This is a genomic window from Pontibacter sp. HSC-14F20, assembly GCF_019599265.1.
In the GTDB taxonomy this organism is placed as follows: domain Bacteria; phylum Bacteroidota; class Bacteroidia; order Cytophagales; family Hymenobacteraceae; genus Pontibacter.
On the sequence record NZ_JAHZTC010000010.1, the window covers coordinates 82,208 to 98,380 of the forward strand.

Sequence of the window (16,173 nt, forward strand, 5' to 3'; positions counted from 1 at the left end):
GGCAATCCTGAAAGTATAAGCGTAAGAATCCCAGGGGCTCTGAAATAGAAAACGCCTGCCAAAGGCAAGCGCTTCAAGCTCATTAATTAAATGCTTTCACCACAGGCCAAAGGTATAGCGGCTGATCGGGTCCTGACATAGCTGCAAGCCGATTTAACGATTAAGTAACGCAATGGTAAAATAGAAATAATGCCATCCTGTTTCAGGAGAGCGATTTTCTTATATTTGTTGAGCAAAAGGCCGATTTAGATAGTATAAAAGGCCGATTGGACGAATATAAAACACGATTCAGGCCTGTTTCCGTACCTTTGCAGGTATAGCACATGGTCAGCGCACTATGACGTTTGAAGAGTACCTTATAAAAAAGCGGATAAACAGGGATGCCTTTGCGGCAGAAGACCCGGCCCGGTACCAGGTCTGGGAAAGCATGTATGCGCAAATGCACCCCAATAGCTTTTATGTGGCCGTGAAAATGGTGCTCAACAACGTGCGCCTGCGCTACCACCTGCGTGAAGAGGATGTGCCGAGGCCAGCCACTACAGCAGCTCCACGTCCTGCCGCCCGACGCGCAGCCTCTCCCGCTCCGAGGTCTGAAGCCGAAAGCCCTGCAGCTATACCTGTTACCCCGGAAGTTCCACAGGAAACAACTGAGAAAAAGCCGGTTACGCCTGCCGAGGCGCCTAAACCAAGACCCGTCGTGCGCCGGCCGGCTGCCCTGCAAACGCCTCCCGCCGAAGGAGAAGCGCCTGCTCCGGCAAAACCAGCCGAAGAAGCCGCCAAGCCTGCAGCACTACGAGCCAGACCAGTAATCAAGCGCCCGTCTGCTCTTGCAAAACCAGAAGATCAGCCAGGCAGCCAAGAACAGGACACGCAAGCTATACCTGAACAGGCTGCTACTACAGAAGAAACATCAACTGAACCTGCCAAACCTGCCCGGCCAAGGCCCGTGATCAAGCGACCTGCCGCGCTGCAAAAGTCATCACAAGGAGAGAAACAACCCGCGCCGGAAAAGCCAGCCGAAGGTATAGCACCAGCCAGTGAAGCCGCCACAGACGCATCAAAGCTACCGCGCCCAAGGCCGGTCATCAAAAGGCCAGCCGCTTTGCAGAAACCTGCGGAGCAGCAATCGGTTCCAAATGTTGAGGAAAAGCCCGCAGCCACAGAAGCAGCTCCAACAGGTATAGAACATCCAGCTCAGCCTGTAGCCGAGGATGCACCAAAACCAACGAGGCCGCGTCCTGTCATCAAGCGACCAACACCGCCAGCTGCCGCACCGGAAACAGAACCAACTACCAACTTGAAAACCGAGGAGCAGCTAAATCCAAGGGCAACGGATATTCCTGATGGAGCAGCAGGAGAGTCGGCTATACCTGAAGAGGAAGCGCCAAAGCCAAAACCTCCACGGCCACGGCCCATCATCCGCCGCCCGCCGCCTAAAACAGAAGAATAATCGGAGGCAGGTGCTATACCTGTCCAAACAAAATAAAACAAGTAACAGCTAAACGAAGATAACCCATGTACGAAACCTTAAAACCAGATTTGGAAAAACAGCTTGCCGAGATCAAGGAAGCTGGTTTGTATAAGCAGGAGCGTATTATCACCACGCCGCAGGGAGCCGATATCGATACCACGCAGATGCAGCACGTGCTCAACTTCTGTGCTAACAACTACCTGGGCCTGTCAGCTCACCCGAAAGTGATCGAGGCAGCCAAGAACGCCATCGACACGCACGGGTATGGTATGAGCTCCGTGCGCTTTATCTGCGGTACCCAGGACATCCACAAAGAACTGGAGCGCAAAATCTCTGAGTTCCTGGGCACAGAAGATACCATCCTGTACGCAGCAGCTTTCGATGCGAACGGTGGTGTGTTCGAGCCTTTGTTTGATGCAGAGTCCGCTATTATTTCGGATGCTCTGAACCACGCTTCCATCATCGACGGCATCCGTCTATGTAAGGCGCAGCGCTTCCGTTATGAGCATAACAACATGGAAGACCTGGAAGCCAAGCTGCAGGAAGCCGTAAATGCCGGCACCAAGCACCGCATCATCGTAACGGATGGGGCCTTCTCGATGGACGGCACGGTAGCGCAGCTCGACAAGATCGTAGCGCTGGCCGACAAGTATAAAGCGTTGATTATGGTAGACGAGTGCCATAGCTCAGGTTTTATGGGCAAGACAGGTCGCGGCACGCACGAATATCACAACGTAATGGGCCAGATCGATATCATCACAGGCACGTTGGGCAAAGCACTGGGTGGTGCTATGGGTGGTTTTACATCCGGCAAAAAAGAGATCATCGAGATGCTGCGCCAGCGCTCGCGTCCATACCTGTTCTCTAACTCACTTGCGCCGTCTATCGTGGGTGCGTCCATCGCTGTGCTTGATTTGCTGAGTTCTACCACCGAGCTGCGTGACAAGCTGGAGTGGAATACCAAATATTTCCGTGAGCAGATCACGGCTGCCGGTTTCGACATCAAACCAGGCGACCACCCTATTGTGCCGGTGATGCTCTACGATGCACCATTGGCGCAGGAGTTCGCCGCCCGCATGCTCGACAAAGGCATTTATGTGATCGGGTTCTACTACCCGGTAGTTCCAAAAGGCCAGGCCCGTATCCGGGTGCAACTCTCTGCCGTGCACGATCGTGCGCATCTGGATAAGTGTATTGCCTCTTTTGTGGAGGTAGGCAAAGAGCTTGGTGTGATCAAGTAAGATTGCAAATTCTTCAAGGTATAGAAACAGCCGCTTCCATTGGGGGAGTGGCTGTTTCTATACCTTGTAATGAACTTGCTTATCCGCTATACCTATGAACAACATAAAAGTAAAGGCTGGCCAGCTGCTGCTCGGCACTGTGCTGGCTTGGCTGGTGATTTCTTTTCTGGCCTATGCTACAGCCGACATGCGCGGGGAGGTAAACCTGACGGATACGCTGCTGCAAATTACTTTCTACTTCTCTATTCTACTCTCAGCTGAAGCCTACTTAAGCATGATACTCAATCCGCAATGGGTGCGTGTGAACCTGGGTATGGTGCTGCTGCTTAGCGCCCCGGCACTGGCCTATCTGGCCTGGTTTGTCAGTCAGCTTATTTTTGGGTAGTTACCTGATGAAATACCGATTTATTATTAGTGTATTTTTATTGTTTTCAGCAGTAGCGACAGCTTGCGGTCAATCGGAAAATGAGCATTTGATAGCAGAGATTTCGAAAGAAGTTTCAACTATCAATGCCGCTACTAATTTTACAGAAGTTATACTGGATGCAGACGCTTTTTTGGAGAATCAGCCAGATGGTGGAGGCGAATTAAAAGGATTTTATGAAGCTGGTTCCAACAGAAGTATCAGGTTGTGGTTAGGACTTTCAAATGGCTTCGAAACGAAGGATTACTACTTCAAAAATGGTAAGCTGATTTTCGTGCAAGAGCAGTTCAACAGTTTTGTGTATGACATACAAAATGATACATTTAACCTGAATAAAACTGAAAAGACCTTTGATGGTCGCTATTACTTCGTCAACGGAAAACTGCTGCACTACGAAACGACTGGGCACAATCGTTTTGAAGATGATGCAATAGACCCCGAAGATACTTTAGTTGCCGAAGCGAAAGATTATGTAAGGCTCCTAAACGGTAAACTTTAAAACTCATCTCAACCTCAATCCTATTCTATGTTATTCTGTTTTATCGGAAATGACCCTTTCTTCGGATCCATTGCGCTGGTGGTGGTGGCCTACTACATATTGGTTGTGCTTTCGCTGCTCCACCTGATCTTCAGAACAAACTATAGCCTGACCGAACGCCTCCTCTGGATGGTTGTGCTCTGGGTTGTGCCCGTGTTTGGCCTGCTGGCATATTGGGTATTCTGGAAAAGAAGAGCTTCTCTCTAAACGGTCAATTGATCAATAAATGAAAACAACATTAGGTATAGCTGCGATGCTGTTGCTAGCCCTGACAGGGTATGACCAGGTTAAGTCTGCAGACAGAAAAATGCTAACAGTTACAGAGCCCGTAATAACCCAATTTAAGGTGAAGGAGCAGAAAGCCTGGGATGCAGGTAACAAGTCGCTTGCGCTGGCTTACAGCGATTCGGTAAGGTATAGTATCATTGGCGCTTATATTGACAACCATACCTTCAGAACACTGGATAACAGGGATGTAAAACTCGAAAGCCTCGACAAGCCCCTGCTGCTAATTAATTCTGCTACTTGGTGCGCCGGCTGTGTTAGTGAAGTCCCGGTTCTGAACAAGGTAGCTAAGGAGTTTGCGGATAAAGTGACTTTTGTGGTGCTCTTTCATGACAACAAAGATGAAAAGCTTTTCGAGTTGGCAAAGAAGTGCAATGACTAGATTTTACTTGTCCCCTCCATAAAACAGGAAGAGAGCGCTCATATACTGAATATCTCTGGCTTCAGACATATTCTTGGCTATTCTGCAAACTATGTGATAAACACGAAAGAAAGATTGTAAGTTTTTCACAAGGGGCAGCTGTGCCGATGACTTACACAAACGACAAAGGGGAAAAGTGACGACTACACAGGAGCAGGCAAATGCTATCAACTACAAAAGCTTGAAAGAGCAGGTAGAGCAACTGCTGAGCGAAGAAAGTGCAATGAAATCTACAAAATAAAAAAGCCTCCGCTTAGCGGAGGCCCTTTCCATAATTAGTTCTAAGTATTGTCTTAAATGCGCTATGGCTATTGTTCTTTAGAAGCGTCCTGGCCTTGTTCGTCAAGAGTGATCGTGCCAGTCTGGCCTTCTTTGTTCGTGAGGTTGATCTCGTAAACAACTTTTGCGTTTGCATCACCTTCAGCCGGCTTCACTTTATAAATGTCGCCTACCGTCCACTCTTTATAAGTTTCGTGATCCAACACTGCCTTTACAGGCTCGGGAAGCTGATCTTTGGTAACTTTTTCTTTATTGTCGTTTTGAGTTTGTGTCTGAGCTTGCTCAGCAGTCTGTGTAGCTTGTGCGTTTGCATCGATTGATGTAAATCCAAGAAGGGCAATGGCGGCTGCTAAAAAAGTTACTTTTTTCATATTTTGTTAGTTTAGTTCTGATTAACATTTGATTCGCATAGCCCTATTGGCATAACCGTGCCACAAGTTGATTTGTTGATTAAGATGCTGTAAATCATGGGATTATGAATTAATTGGATTTTGCTTAAACTGTGGAAGCGCGTAAAAAGGTGGGGAATGATTTCCACACTTTGTGGTGGAAGACCCCACCACGTCTTATTCTAAAGATGAGGTATAGCAGCCAGGTATGGCCAGAGCAAATAAAAAAGCCAGCCCCAAGAGGCTGGCTTTGCTTTTAATGCAGTTTATACCTTAAGCGGCACTCACCGACTTCTCGGCAGGAGCTGGAGCAGCAGCTGTTTTCTGGTCTGTGTCGAACAGGTATTGGTTGAGTTTCACGCGCAGGTCGGCTGAGGAAAGGTTGCGGAATACCTCGGCATTGCGCACCAGCGCGATCTGGCCTGTTTCTTCTGATACCACAAGCACCACACTGTCTGTCACTTCCGTAAGGCCAATGGCGGCGCGGTGACGAAGACCCATTGAAGCAGGTATATCGTTGTTCTCTGTTACGGGCAAAATACAGCGGGCCGCTTTGATGCGATTGCCCGAAATGATCACGGCACCATCGTGCAGCGGACTCGTCTTGTTAAAGATCGACATGAGCAGGCGCTTCGAGATCACAGCATCGATCAGGTCACCGGACTCAGCGTAATATTTCAGTTCAGAACTCTTGGCAAACACAATCAGTGCTCCCGTATTTTTGGCGGCCAGCGATTTGGCGGCTTCTATAAAAGGAGTGAGGCTGAGCTTGTCAACCTGCTCCCGGCGCCACGCAAATCCCCAGAAGCGGTCGTGGTTGAGAGAGGTAGTTTTACCGATAAGCAAAAGAAAGCGCCGGATTTCGGGCTGGAACACGATGATGGCCGCCAGCACACCTACTCCCATAAACTGGCCGAGAATGATGCTGAGCAACTCCATACCTGCCGCCCTCACTACCAGGTATAGCAGGTATACGGACAGCAGCCCCAGGAAAATTTTGAGGGCCACGCTACCGGTCAGGAGCTTGTAGAGCTGGTAAAGCAATACTGTGACGAGCAGGATGTCGAGCACATCCAGCAACTCAATCTCCAAAAAACCCAGTGTAAATAAAGGAATCAATGCGTTACTTTCGTGTATAGTTGGATAGTCTGTTTAGTTTCTTTTACGTCGTGCACCCGCAAAATGTCGGCGCCCTTTGTTAACGCGATGGTGTTAAGTGCTATTGTGCCAGCCAGTGCTTCAGATTGGTCGATGCCCAGGTACTTGTAGGTCATAGACTTGCGGGATACTCCCACTAGTAACGGCAGCTCGAGTATACGAAGTTCCTCAAGGCGGCGCATTAGCTCAAAGTTCTGGTCCACGGTCTTGGCAAAACCGAAACCCGGGTCCAAAATAATGTCGTTCACACCAAGGTTTTTCAACTGTGCCACTTTAGCCTGCAACTCATCAATCACGCCCAGCACCAGGTCATTATAATCCGTGAGGCTGTTCATGGTTTGCGGTGTGCCGCGCATATGCATGAGTATGTACGGCACCTGCAGTCGCGCCACGGTTTCGAACATGGCCTCATCCAGGTTGCCGCCCGAAATGTCGTTGATGATCGAGGCACCGGCCTGTATACTTGCTTCGGCCACTTCGGCCCGGAAGGTATCCACGGAAATAACAGCCTCCGGAAAATGCTGCATAACGGCTTCGACGGCAGGTATAACCCGGTCCAGTTCTTCGGCTACCGAGACCTCCACAGCACCCGGTCGCGAAGAGTAACCTCCCAGGTCGAGGATATCAGCGCCGTCGCGCAGCATGCTTTCGGTGCGGTGCAATACATCGTCGAGAGAGCTGAGCCGGCTGCCGGCATAAAAGGAGTCAGGCGTAACGTTTAGGATGCCCATCACGAGCGGCGTGTCCAGCGAAAGGATTTTTCCGCGGCAGTTAAGTGTGCTTTTCCTTCGAAAAAACTTATCTTTCGATTCCAATGTTGGCGTATCTGTCAATCGTTTAAAATTAAAGCTAAAAAGTTGATTAGTCAAACACTCCAGGAATATAATCAGGTAGTAAACCGCTGCAAAGATACCTTCGTCAAGAAGACCAAAGATTACGGCACCGCCTGGCGCGTGCTGCGCCTGTCATCCATCACCGACCAGATCTTTATCAAGGCGCAGCGCATCCGCTCCATTCAGGAGAAGGGCAAACAAATGGTGGAGGATGACATCCGCGACGAATTTGTGGGTATTATCAATTACTGCGTGATCGCCCTGATGCAGCTTGGTCTGCAGGAGAGTGACGAACTGACGCTTTCGGCAGAGGAAGTGGAGCGCATGTACACCACCCATATTGAGGAAAACATCAAACTACTCAACGCCAAAAACCATGACTACGGCGAGGCCTGGCGCGACATGCGCGTGAGCTCCATCACTGACATTATTCTGATGAAGCTCTACCGCACCAAGCAAATAGAAGACAACGAAGGCCATACCCTGATCTCGGAAGGCGTGGAAGCCAACTACCGCGATATGATTAACTACGCCGTGTTCGCTCTGATAAAATCGGGCTTTGCGGAAACAGTGAAGTAAGGTATAGCCTGTGTACAAACATGTCATCTCGACCCTTTGGAGAGATCTGGAGTTTTTAATCCACGATAACGCTTCAGATTTCTCAATAGCGTTCGAAATGACAATACTCTAAAATAGAAGATATTAGGAGGTATAGGTGATCCGGTATTGTGGTTTCCTAAACTCCCACATACTTAAAATCTCAAACTCAAAATGCGACACATCACTAAGTTTTTCTGGCTCTTTGTAGGAGTTCTCTTCATCTTCTCGGGCATGATCAAGATCAACGACCCGGTAGGTACGGCCATCAAACTGGAGGAGTACTTTGAGGTATTCGCCCATGATTTTTCACCGGTGTTTTTGTCGCTGGTGCCGGCGGCGCTGTTTCTGTCCATCTTCCTGAGTGCGGCCGAAATTGTGCTGGGCGTGGCGCTGCTTATCCGCTGGAAACTGAAAGAAGTGCTGTGGTTGCTGCTGGCCATGATCGTTTTCTTTACCTTCCTGACCTTTTTCTCAGCATACTTCAACAAAGTAACCGACTGCGGCTGCTTCGGCGATGCCATCAAACTCACGCCTTGGGAGTCGTTTACCAAAGACATCGTGCTGCTGGTGATGATCGTTTGGCTGCTTATCAATAAACGTTACCTGCAGCCGTTGGTGCAGCCTAAAGTGGGCGCGGTCGTAACAGCACTTACTGCCTTGATTTCGGTAGGCATCGGCTGGTATGCTTATGAGCACCTGCCTTATGTCGACTTCCGCGCTTATAAAATAGGCAACAACATTCCTGCCCTTATGAAACCTTCGGCACCACTGCGCTACAAGTATGTGATGGTGAAAGACGGACAGGAGCAGGAGTTCGAGGACTACCCGATGGACGATGCCTATACCTTTAAAGAGATGGTTGCCGTGAATCCGGAGGATGGCCCCAAGATTACCGACTTCAACGTGTGGAACGATCAGGGAGACTTCACACAAGAGATTTTGAGCGGTAAAAAGCTGCTCGTGATCGTGCATAGTGTGGACAAAGCCAACCGCAGCAACATCGATAAAATAACCAAACTGGTGCGGGAAGCCGAGCAGCAAGGTATAACCCCGGTTGTCATCACCTCGTCTGGCCACCTGGAGTTTGAGGCTTTCCGTCACGAAGTGAGTCTGGCCGCGCCTTATTTCTTCGGTGACGGTACTGTACTTAAAACCATGATGCGCTCCAACCCCGGCACTATGCTGCTGGAAGACGGCACCGTGAAAGGCATGTGGCATCACAACGATACGCCCGAAGTGTCGGAACTGGTGAGCTTGCTGTAAGCGAAACGCTATACCTTGGCTTTGAACACGCAGCGCATTTTCCTGATCGGTATGATGGGAGCCGGCAAGACCACGCTGGGACGTGAGCTGGCCGGGCGGCTCGGCTATACGTTCGTAGACCTCGACGAGTACATCGAGCAACAGGAAGGCTATAGCATTACGCAACTGTTTGAGGCGGGGGGGCAGGAGTTATTTAGGCAAAAGGAACGGCAGGCGCTGGAGGCAGTGGCTCAGGAGTTCGAGCGCGTCATTGTCGCTACCGGCGGTGGCACCCCCTGCTTCTTCGATAACATGATTTTTATCAACCAGCATGGCACCAGCATCTTTCTGGATGTGCCGGCTGAGGAACTTACCCAACGCCTGCTTGCGACAGATCTACGTCAGCGCCCCCTGCTGGCTCAAAAAAACGAAGTGGAGCTGAAGGATTTCATAGTCAAAACATTAGCTGCACGACGGGTATTCTACAAACAGGCCAGGTATACGGTATCGGGAAAAAGGTATAACATTGAACGATTAGAATCGTTAGTTAAACCATAATAAAAACTCCGCGTTACCGCTTATGTATTGCAGCGGATAAATACATACGGTATACCTAATATTTGACTAATTTTGCAGTTAAAATCCGTTTTTAGCAAAACCTGACTATGAAACCCAATCACAAAGGACAAGCCCAGATATTCCAGAACCCTGTGCTGGAAAGACTGACACGTACACACATCGCACTACCAATTTCCATTTTTATCGTCATCGCTATCGGGCTGATTTACTATGGTATAACATACAGTTTTATTAATGTGCTGGAGGCGATCGGCTTCTTTCTGCTGGGCTGGCTTATTTTCTCCCTGATCGAGTATTGTGCGCACCGTTTCGTGTTTCACATGGAAACCGACACACCTATGAAGGAACGCATCCAGTATACCTTCCACGGCAATCACCACGAGTACCCGAAAGACAAAGAGCGCCTGGCCATGCCGCCAATCGTGAGTTTGTTCATCGCTTCGTTCTTCTTCTTTGTGTTCAAGCTGATCTTCGGGCAATTTGTGTTTGGCGTAGTGGCCGGTTTGCTGTTTGGCTATGCGCTATACCTGTTTGTGCACTACGCGGTACATGCCTATGCGCCGCCCAAAAATTTCCTGAAGCAACTCTGGATCCACCACAGCATTCACCACTACAAAGATCCCAACGTGGCTTACGGCGTGTCGTCGCCGCTATGGGACTACATATTGGGTACTATGCCGAAGCGTACAAATGCAAAGTAGTTTCCAGGTATAGATAAATCAAAAAGGGAGCCGATTGGCTCCCTTTTCTTTTGTTAGGTATTGCGGTTATCGTCTGAAGCGGCTGAACAGCCAGCCCACCAGGGCTACGATCAGAACGATGATGATAAGTGCTGTCCACATGCCAGCCTGGAAGATGTCTCCGATTAATTCGCAGCTGCTCATGGTAACTGCCATCAGTACAAACAGAATTGGCAGGTATAATCTTATATTTTTCATGGTCTTGTTTAGTTTAAGTTGACAGCACAGCATTTGCACTCTATAAAGCACATGGCCGTGGCTAATATGACGAAGTGGTCATATATATCAGATACTTGCTTTTATGGGAAAAGGTTGGATTTGGGGCGGTAACAAGCCGGCCGGGAATGACTGAGAGGACATAAAACAAAAAAGCCACTCGATTGAGTGGCTTTTTGCTCCCCCTCCTGGGCTCGAACCAGGGACCCCCTGATTAACAGTCAGGTGCTCTAACCAACTGAGCTAAGGAGGAATGTTTTTTTATGTTCAGTGACGGCCTCTACCGTCGAATGATGGTGCAATATTACGGCGCGAAAGCTTACTACGCAAGTACTGGACCAAAAAATATTTTGAGTGAACTGTAAATGATTGTGAATCAATCTGAAAATTTTAATTGAAAATGGAGAGCAGCGAGCCGTTTAGCGCGGTGCGGTATTGCCTGAGCCCATATACAGCAGGGCCGGTCATTACGCCACCCTGAAAATTGAACTGCGATCCGCAGCAATTGTCCACAATAAAGAGGTTAGACTGGTCTGCCTCTACCTGACCGCAGGGTGCGCCCGCAGTAGGGTCATAGGGGCAGGCCCGCTCAAAAGCCAGGTATAGGTTTGCGTTCTGCCGGATCACGATAATGCCCTTGTAACCGGAGTTCAGGTATACGTAGCCACCGTCCTGCCGCAAGCGTGTGTACAGTTGGCTGTTTACGTTGATCTGTTCGCTTACCGGCACGTTGGGTATACCTGGCCCCGGGTTATCGCTGCCGCAGGAGGCGAGCAGCACCAGGGCAAGCAGGCAGACGAGCTTACTGATACTCGTAGAAGCCTTTGCCAGATTTGCGGCCATGGTGGCCGGCATCCACTTTCTGCTGCTGTATGCGGCTCGGTCTGAATTTTGGGTCATAATGGAAAGCCTCAAACATGGAGGAGGTGACAGAATAATTGGTGTCTACGCCGATCAGGTCCATCAGTTCGAAGGGGCCCATCTTGAAGCCGCTGGCCTGCATGAGTCGGTCTATACCTTTGGCATCGGCCACACCTTCTTCAAGCAGCTTGAGTCCCTCCACGTAGAAGTGGCGTGCCACCCGGTTCACAATAAAGCCAGGTGCGTCCTTGGCCATTACCGGCTTCTTCTCCAGTTTCAGAGCCAACTGCCTGATGGTTTCAGCTACCTCCGGTGATGTGGCGGCTCCTGAGATCACTTCCACCAGCTTCATGATATGGGCCGGATTAAAGAAGTGCATACCTACTACCCGCTCCGGGTGCGGTATACCGGCCGCGATGCGTGTAATAGGTATAGACGACGTATTAGAAGCGAAAATGGTATCCGGCGTGTTCACCGCATCCAGGTCCTTGAAAATGCTCTGCTTCACCTCCAGGCGCTCTACCACGGCTTCTATGATAACATCGCAACTCAGTTGTAGTGTATCGCCGGTATAAGTAAGATTTGCCAAAGCTGCCTGTTTCTCAGCCTCAGTCAGCTTACCACGCTCAATCCCTTTGTCGAGGTTTTTGATGGTAGTGGCTTTGGCCTTCTGCAGCACCTGCGCATTGATATCGAACAGGATGGTCTTATACCCGGCCTGCGCACAGATCTGCGCAATGCCCTGCCCCATGGTGCCGGCACCTACTATACCTATCGTTTTGATGTTCTCAAACTTCATCGCTTTGATTGTCTGTTAAATAAAATGAGTGAATGCGCTGCTATACTTACAAACAAAACATTCACTCATTCGCTCAATCACTCATTCAAACCTAAATCACCCCCTTAAACTGCCGCAGGAAACGCACGTCATTTTCGGTGAACAGGCGCAGATCTTTGATCTGGTAGCGGAGCATGGTGATGCGCTCAATGCCCATACCGAAAGCAAAGCCTGTGTATACCTCCGGATCGATGCCGCAGTTGCTGAGCACATTCGGGTCTACCATACCAGCACCGCCAATCTCTACCCAACCCGATTGCTTGCAGATGTTGCAGCCTTCGCCTTTGCAGATGAGGCACGAAATATCGATCTCGGCGCTCGGCTCAGTGAACGGGAAGAACGACGGACGGAAACGGATTTTGGTCTCCTGCCCGAACATCTCCTTGGCAAAATAATAAAGCGTTTCTTTCAGGTCTTTGAAGCTCACGCCTTTGTTCACATACAGGCCTTCCACTTGCTGGAAAACCATGTGCGCACGGGCCGAAATGGCTTCGTTGCGGTATACGCGGCCCGGCATGATGCTACGCAGCGGCGGCTGGTTGTTTTCCATCAGGCGCACCTGCACGTTGGAGGTATGGGTACGAAGCAATTTGTCGCGGTCTTCGCTCAGGAAGAAAGTATCCTGCATTTCGCGGGCCGGGTGGTTTTCAGGGAAGTTGAGCGCCGTAAAGTTGTGCCAGTCATCCTCAATTTCTGATCCATCGGCCACGTTGAAGCCGATGCGCTCGAAAATACGCACGATCTCGGCACGCACCAGCGAAAGCGGGTGGCGGGTACCCAGGGTGTTAGGTATAGGAGGTAGCGTAAAGTCAAAAGCGTTCTCGGCTTCAGAACCAGCGCTGGCGTTGCTTAGCTGCTCCTGCGCCTCGTCGAAACGGGCTTGTGCGCGGTTTTTGAGCTGGTTCAGCTCCTGGCCCACCTGGCGGCGCTGCTCCGGCGCTACTTTTTTAAGGTCATCGAAAAGGGCGGCGATGGCACCTTTGCGACCCATGTATGCAATGCGGAATTGCTCCAGTTCGGCAGCGCTTGTCAGCTGCGCAGCCTCTATCTCTTGTGCTACTCTCTGTATATTCTCAACCATAGTATGCAAAGATAATAATTTGAGAAATGCGAACGCCAAAATAAGGCGCTTTGCTAAACCTTGCCATTCGGTAAACAAATGTTATCTTGGTTTACCGACGCTAACTGGCCGTTTACCGACTTCTGTCCAAAGGTAGCCTAATAGCCATTGAGTTGATCTGGGGCATCTTATACCTTTGGAACAGAAACTGAAACTAAAGCGAAATAAAACCATGAAAAACAGAGATTATAATACGAAAGGAAACTCCGGCAAAATGGCCGGTATGTTTCTGCTGATGGTGGGCGTGCTGTTGCTCACCGCCAAAATGGGCATTCTCTTTTTGCCGGGCTGGGTGTTTTCCTGGCCGATGTTCCTGATCGCGTTGGGCGTGTACCTGGGCTTTAAGCACTCTTTTCAGAAACCAAGCTGGCTGGTGCTGATCGTGATCGGCGGAGTTTTCCTGCTCGACAAGCACTTTTTCCTCAACATTAACCTGAAACTGTATTTCTGGCCAATCCTGATTATCGGTCTGGGGCTATGGCTGATGCTGAAACCTAAGAAGCGCAACCCCTGGGAGAATCAGCTCCCTGCCAACCCCAGGCCAGAAGACGTACCCGGCTATTATACTGACCCGGTGAACGGTGCCTACCCCGGTGCTTATACTGACTACACCGGAGAGGAGGCCTATACCTCAGGAGGCTATACCGGGGCAACCGAACAGGCGGGGTACGGACCCGAAGACCATATTGACAGTGCCGCGGTTTTTGGAGGAATCAAAAAAAACATCGTCTCTAAAAACTTCAAGGGAGGCGAAGTAGTGAGTGTGTTCGGGGGCACGGAGCTGAACCTGATGCAGGCTGACATACAGCACCCCATCGTGCTGGAGGCCACGCAGATTTTCGGAGGCACCACCCTGATTGTTCCACCGCACTGGCACATTAAATCGGATGACATGGTGGCGATACTGGGGGGCATTGACGACAAGCGCCCGGCCTACCAGCAAGGCTACGACCCTAACAAGGTGCTGATCCTGAAGGGTACTACCCTGTTTGGCGGCCTGAACATCAAAAGTTACTAAGTTATAGGTATGGCGTCGCAGGTGCGTTTAATCATGCTATACCTGGGCTGGGCCTTGCTCTGGTCTGCGGTGCTGCTGCTGGTGCTTTGGCCAACAGGTTTCAGTACGCGGCTTTTGCTCACAGATGCGCTCCTGACAAACCTGCTGCTGGCAGTGGGGGGCTATGCCGTAGGTACGGGCCTGCGTTTCTACCAGCCCAGTATCCGGCAGGGCGCCTTTTTGCTGGGCTGGAGTTTGGGCCTGGCAGGTATAAGCACTACTGTGTTTTACTGGCTGGCCAACGCCCTCTTCGAGCAGGAAGTGACCTACCTTACCTTTGTGGATAATACGCTGGCCGTTCGGGTGGCTTTTAACTGGCTGATGCTACTTTTGATGCTCCTTCTCACCTGGCTCTGGTTCTATACCCGCGAGTTGCAGGAGGCCGAGAAGCGCAAAGCCGCCACCGAAAAGCTGGCCCGCGAAGCCGAACTCTACAACCTGCGCCAGCAACTGCAGCCACATTTTCTGTTCAACAGCCTCAACTCCATCAGTGCCCTGGCGGTGAGCCGGCCGGAACAGGCCCGCAACATGGTGCAACAGCTTTCCGATTTTCTGCGCGGTACCCTGCGTAAGGACAACAACCAGCTGGTGCCTTTGACCGAGGAGCTGAAGCAATTGCAGCTATACCTGGATATTGAGAAAGTCCGCTTCGGACACCGGCTGCAGGTGGAAGTAGAGGCCACCGAAGAAAGCCAAAGCCTGAAGCTGCCCGCCTTGCTCTTGCAGCCGGTCGTGGAGAACGCCATCAAGTTCGGGCTCTACGACACGGTTGGAGAAACAGCCATTAAGGTAAATGCCACCACAGCAGACGGCTACCTGACCATCACCACCCAAAACCCCTACGACCCTGCCACGAGTCAGCCCCGCAAAGGCACTGGCTTTGGGCTCGATTCGATTCAGCGCAGGCTATACCTGCTTTATGCCCGGCAGGACTTGCTGCGCACCTCACAACAAGATCACCAGTTCACAACCACCATCAAGATACCGCAACACTATGAAAAAATGCCTGATAATAGATGATGAACCGCTGGCCCGCAGCATCGTGGCTGAATACCTGCAAGCCTATCCCGAACTGGAGGTCGTGCAGGAGTGCTGCGATGGCTTTGAAGGTGTGAAGGCGATTATGCAGCACCAACCCGACCTGGTCTTCCTCGATATTCAGATGCCCAAGATCAACGGATTCGAAATGCTGGAGCTGGTAGAACAGGCCCCCGGTGTCATCTTCACCACCGCCTTCGACGAGTATGCCATCAAGGCTTTCGAGGCCAATGCCGTGGATTATCTGCTCAAGCCTTTCAGCATGGAGCGCTTTGATGCGGCTATACGGAAGTGGCTGCAGAGTCAGGCGACCGCACAGGCTATACCTGCCATCGCTGCATTGGAGGAAGCAACCGGCAAACAGCCCGAAGAGCAACACCGCATTGTGGTGCGGGCCGGCAACAACATCCGCATTATACCTGTGGGAGAGGTGCTATACCTGGAGGCCTACGACGACTATGTGAAGATCCATACCCGCGACGGCGTGTTCCTCAAGAAAAAGACCATGGGCTACTACGAGAAAGCACTTAATCCGGCGCAGTTTGTGCGTGTGCACCGCTCATACATCATGGCCCTGTCACAGCTCACCCGCATCGAACCCTTCGAGAAAGACAGCCATGTGGCCTTGCTGCGAAACGGCGAGCGTATACCTTTGAGCAAAAGCGGCTATACCCGCCTGCGAAGTGTGCTGGGGATTTAGTCGCCATGTAGCATAACTATACCTGCATCTGGCTGATTTAGAATTTGTTTTCAGCTGTTCAGAGGCAAAATGTCAGTGTCTGAATCAGCGTTTGTCCCGTTCGTCTAAATAGTTTTTCTCCCTCATAAAATCCTTTCAAATTT

The 16,173-nt window shown here is 50.5% G+C and carries 20 protein-coding genes and 1 tRNA gene; 13 read left to right on the plus strand and 8 right to left on the minus strand.

Translation table 11 applies throughout. The features are described 5' to 3' along the window. Positions 1-337 precede the first annotated feature (337 nt). The 6 genes from K3G39_RS11560 to K3G39_RS11585 all read left to right on the plus strand — a co-directional run bounded on the left by K3G39_RS11560 (position 338) and on the right by K3G39_RS11585 (position 4,341). Positions 338-1,450, plus strand: a complete 1,113-nt coding sequence (locus tag K3G39_RS11560; RefSeq protein ID WP_220626320.1) for a hypothetical protein — start codon at positions 338-340, stop codon at positions 1,448-1,450. Positions 1,451-1,515: 65 nt separating this feature from the next. After that, positions 1,516-2,712 (plus strand): glycine C-acetyltransferase, encoded by a 1,197-nt coding sequence (kbl, locus tag K3G39_RS11565; protein ID WP_220626321.1) that lies wholly within the window; start codon positions 1,516-1,518, stop codon positions 2,710-2,712. A 94-nt stretch (positions 2,713-2,806) separates the two neighbouring features. Next, positions 2,807-3,097, plus strand: coding sequence for a hypothetical protein (locus tag K3G39_RS11570; RefSeq protein WP_220626322.1), 291 nt, complete (start codon positions 2,807-2,809; stop codon positions 3,095-3,097). Between the two features lie 7 nt (positions 3,098-3,104). Next, positions 3,105-3,635 carry a hypothetical protein gene (locus K3G39_RS11575; RefSeq protein WP_220626323.1) on the plus strand — a complete coding sequence of 177 codons (531 nt, stop codon included), beginning with the start codon at positions 3,105-3,107 and terminating at the stop codon, positions 3,633-3,635. A 27-nt stretch (positions 3,636-3,662) separates the two neighbouring features. Then, a complete protein-coding gene (locus tag K3G39_RS11580) occupies positions 3,663-3,881 on the plus strand; it encodes a PLDc N-terminal domain-containing protein (RefSeq protein WP_220626324.1) in 219 nt (72 codons plus the stop codon). Between the two features lie 19 nt (positions 3,882-3,900). After that, a complete protein-coding gene (locus K3G39_RS11585) occupies positions 3,901-4,341 on the plus strand; it encodes a hypothetical protein (RefSeq protein WP_220626325.1) in 441 nt (146 codons plus the stop codon). Positions 4,342-4,688: 347 nt separating this feature from the next. Here the strand turns inward: K3G39_RS11585 and K3G39_RS11590 are convergent, their stop codons facing one another. The 3 genes from K3G39_RS11590 to folP all read right to left on the minus strand — a co-directional run bounded on the left by K3G39_RS11590 (position 4,689) and on the right by folP (position 7,021). Further along, positions 4,689-5,030 carry a hypothetical protein gene (locus tag K3G39_RS11590; RefSeq protein WP_220626326.1) on the minus strand — a complete coding sequence of 114 codons (342 nt, stop codon included), beginning with the start codon at positions 5,028-5,030 and terminating at the stop codon, positions 4,689-4,691. Positions 5,031-5,321: 291 nt separating this feature from the next. Continuing rightward, positions 5,322-6,167 (minus strand): diadenylate cyclase CdaA, encoded by an 846-nt coding sequence (gene cdaA, locus K3G39_RS11595; RefSeq protein ID WP_220626327.1) that lies wholly within the window; start codon positions 6,165-6,167, stop codon positions 5,322-5,324. Further along, positions 6,164-7,021, minus strand: coding sequence for a dihydropteroate synthase (gene folP / locus K3G39_RS11600; protein ID WP_220626405.1), 858 nt, complete (start codon positions 7,019-7,021; stop codon positions 6,164-6,166). Before folP ends, cdaA begins: the two co-directional genes overlap by 4 nt. 42 nt (positions 7,022-7,063) lie before the next feature. On the opposite strand from folP, the gene K3G39_RS11605 reads away from it, so the two are divergent. The 4 genes from K3G39_RS11605 to K3G39_RS11620 all read left to right on the plus strand — a co-directional run bounded on the left by K3G39_RS11605 (position 7,064) and on the right by K3G39_RS11620 (position 10,161). Next, on the plus strand, positions 7,064-7,618 hold the full coding sequence (locus tag K3G39_RS11605) for a DUF1599 domain-containing protein (RefSeq protein ID WP_220626328.1): 555 nt from the start codon (positions 7,064-7,066) through the stop codon (positions 7,616-7,618). A 192-nt stretch (positions 7,619-7,810) separates the two neighbouring features. Continuing rightward, positions 7,811-8,902: a BT_3928 family protein gene (locus tag K3G39_RS11610; protein ID WP_220626329.1), complete on the plus strand. Its 1,092-nt coding sequence runs from the start codon at positions 7,811-7,813 to the stop codon at positions 8,900-8,902. 15 nt (positions 8,903-8,917) lie between these two features. Then, entirely contained in the window at positions 8,918-9,439 is a 522-nt protein-coding gene (locus K3G39_RS11615; protein WP_255594259.1) for a shikimate kinase, read from the plus strand. A 107-nt stretch (positions 9,440-9,546) separates the two neighbouring features. After that, positions 9,547-10,161, plus strand: a complete 615-nt coding sequence (locus tag K3G39_RS11620) for a sterol desaturase family protein (RefSeq protein WP_220626330.1) — start codon at positions 9,547-9,549, stop codon at positions 10,159-10,161. Positions 10,162-10,227: 66 nt separating this feature from the next. On the opposite strand, the gene K3G39_RS11625 is transcribed toward K3G39_RS11620, so the two are convergent. From K3G39_RS11625 to pheS, 5 genes are all read right to left on the minus strand, one after another. Continuing rightward, complete coding sequence (locus K3G39_RS11625) at positions 10,228-10,398, minus strand: hypothetical protein (RefSeq protein WP_220626331.1); 171 nt, start codon at positions 10,396-10,398, stop codon at positions 10,228-10,230. A 197-nt stretch (positions 10,399-10,595) separates the two neighbouring features. Next, positions 10,596-10,669, minus strand: a tRNA-Asn gene (locus K3G39_RS11630). A gap of 137 nt (positions 10,670-10,806) precedes the next feature. Continuing rightward, positions 10,807-11,259, minus strand: coding sequence for a hypothetical protein (locus K3G39_RS11635; RefSeq protein WP_255594260.1), 453 nt, complete (start codon positions 11,257-11,259; stop codon positions 10,807-10,809). Beyond that, a complete protein-coding gene (locus tag K3G39_RS11640; RefSeq protein ID WP_220626332.1) occupies positions 11,219-12,076 on the minus strand; it encodes a 3-hydroxyacyl-CoA dehydrogenase family protein in 858 nt (285 codons plus the stop codon). Before K3G39_RS11640 ends, K3G39_RS11635 begins: the two co-directional genes overlap by 41 nt. Before the next feature lie 91 nt (positions 12,077-12,167). Further along, positions 12,168-13,196, minus strand: coding sequence for a phenylalanine--tRNA ligase subunit alpha (gene pheS, locus K3G39_RS11645; RefSeq protein ID WP_220626333.1), 1,029 nt, complete (start codon positions 13,194-13,196; stop codon positions 12,168-12,170). 211 nt (positions 13,197-13,407) lie between these two features. On the opposite strand from pheS, the gene K3G39_RS11650 reads away from it, so the two are divergent. From K3G39_RS11650 to K3G39_RS11660, 3 genes are read left to right on the plus strand one after another with little or no spacing between them, the layout of a single operon-like run. Continuing rightward, a complete protein-coding gene (locus K3G39_RS11650; protein ID WP_220626334.1) occupies positions 13,408-14,253 on the plus strand; it encodes a cell wall-active antibiotics response protein in 846 nt (281 codons plus the stop codon). Between the two features lie 9 nt (positions 14,254-14,262). Next, positions 14,263-15,312 carry a sensor histidine kinase gene (locus K3G39_RS11655; RefSeq protein ID WP_220626335.1) on the plus strand — a complete coding sequence of 350 codons (1,050 nt, stop codon included), beginning with the start codon at positions 14,263-14,265 and terminating at the stop codon, positions 15,310-15,312. Beyond that, positions 15,287-16,030 (plus strand): LytTR family DNA-binding domain-containing protein, encoded by a 744-nt coding sequence (locus K3G39_RS11660; protein WP_220626336.1) that lies wholly within the window; start codon positions 15,287-15,289, stop codon positions 16,028-16,030. The genes K3G39_RS11655 and K3G39_RS11660 overlap by 26 nt, the downstream gene beginning before the upstream one ends. Positions 16,031-16,173 lie beyond the last annotated feature (143 nt).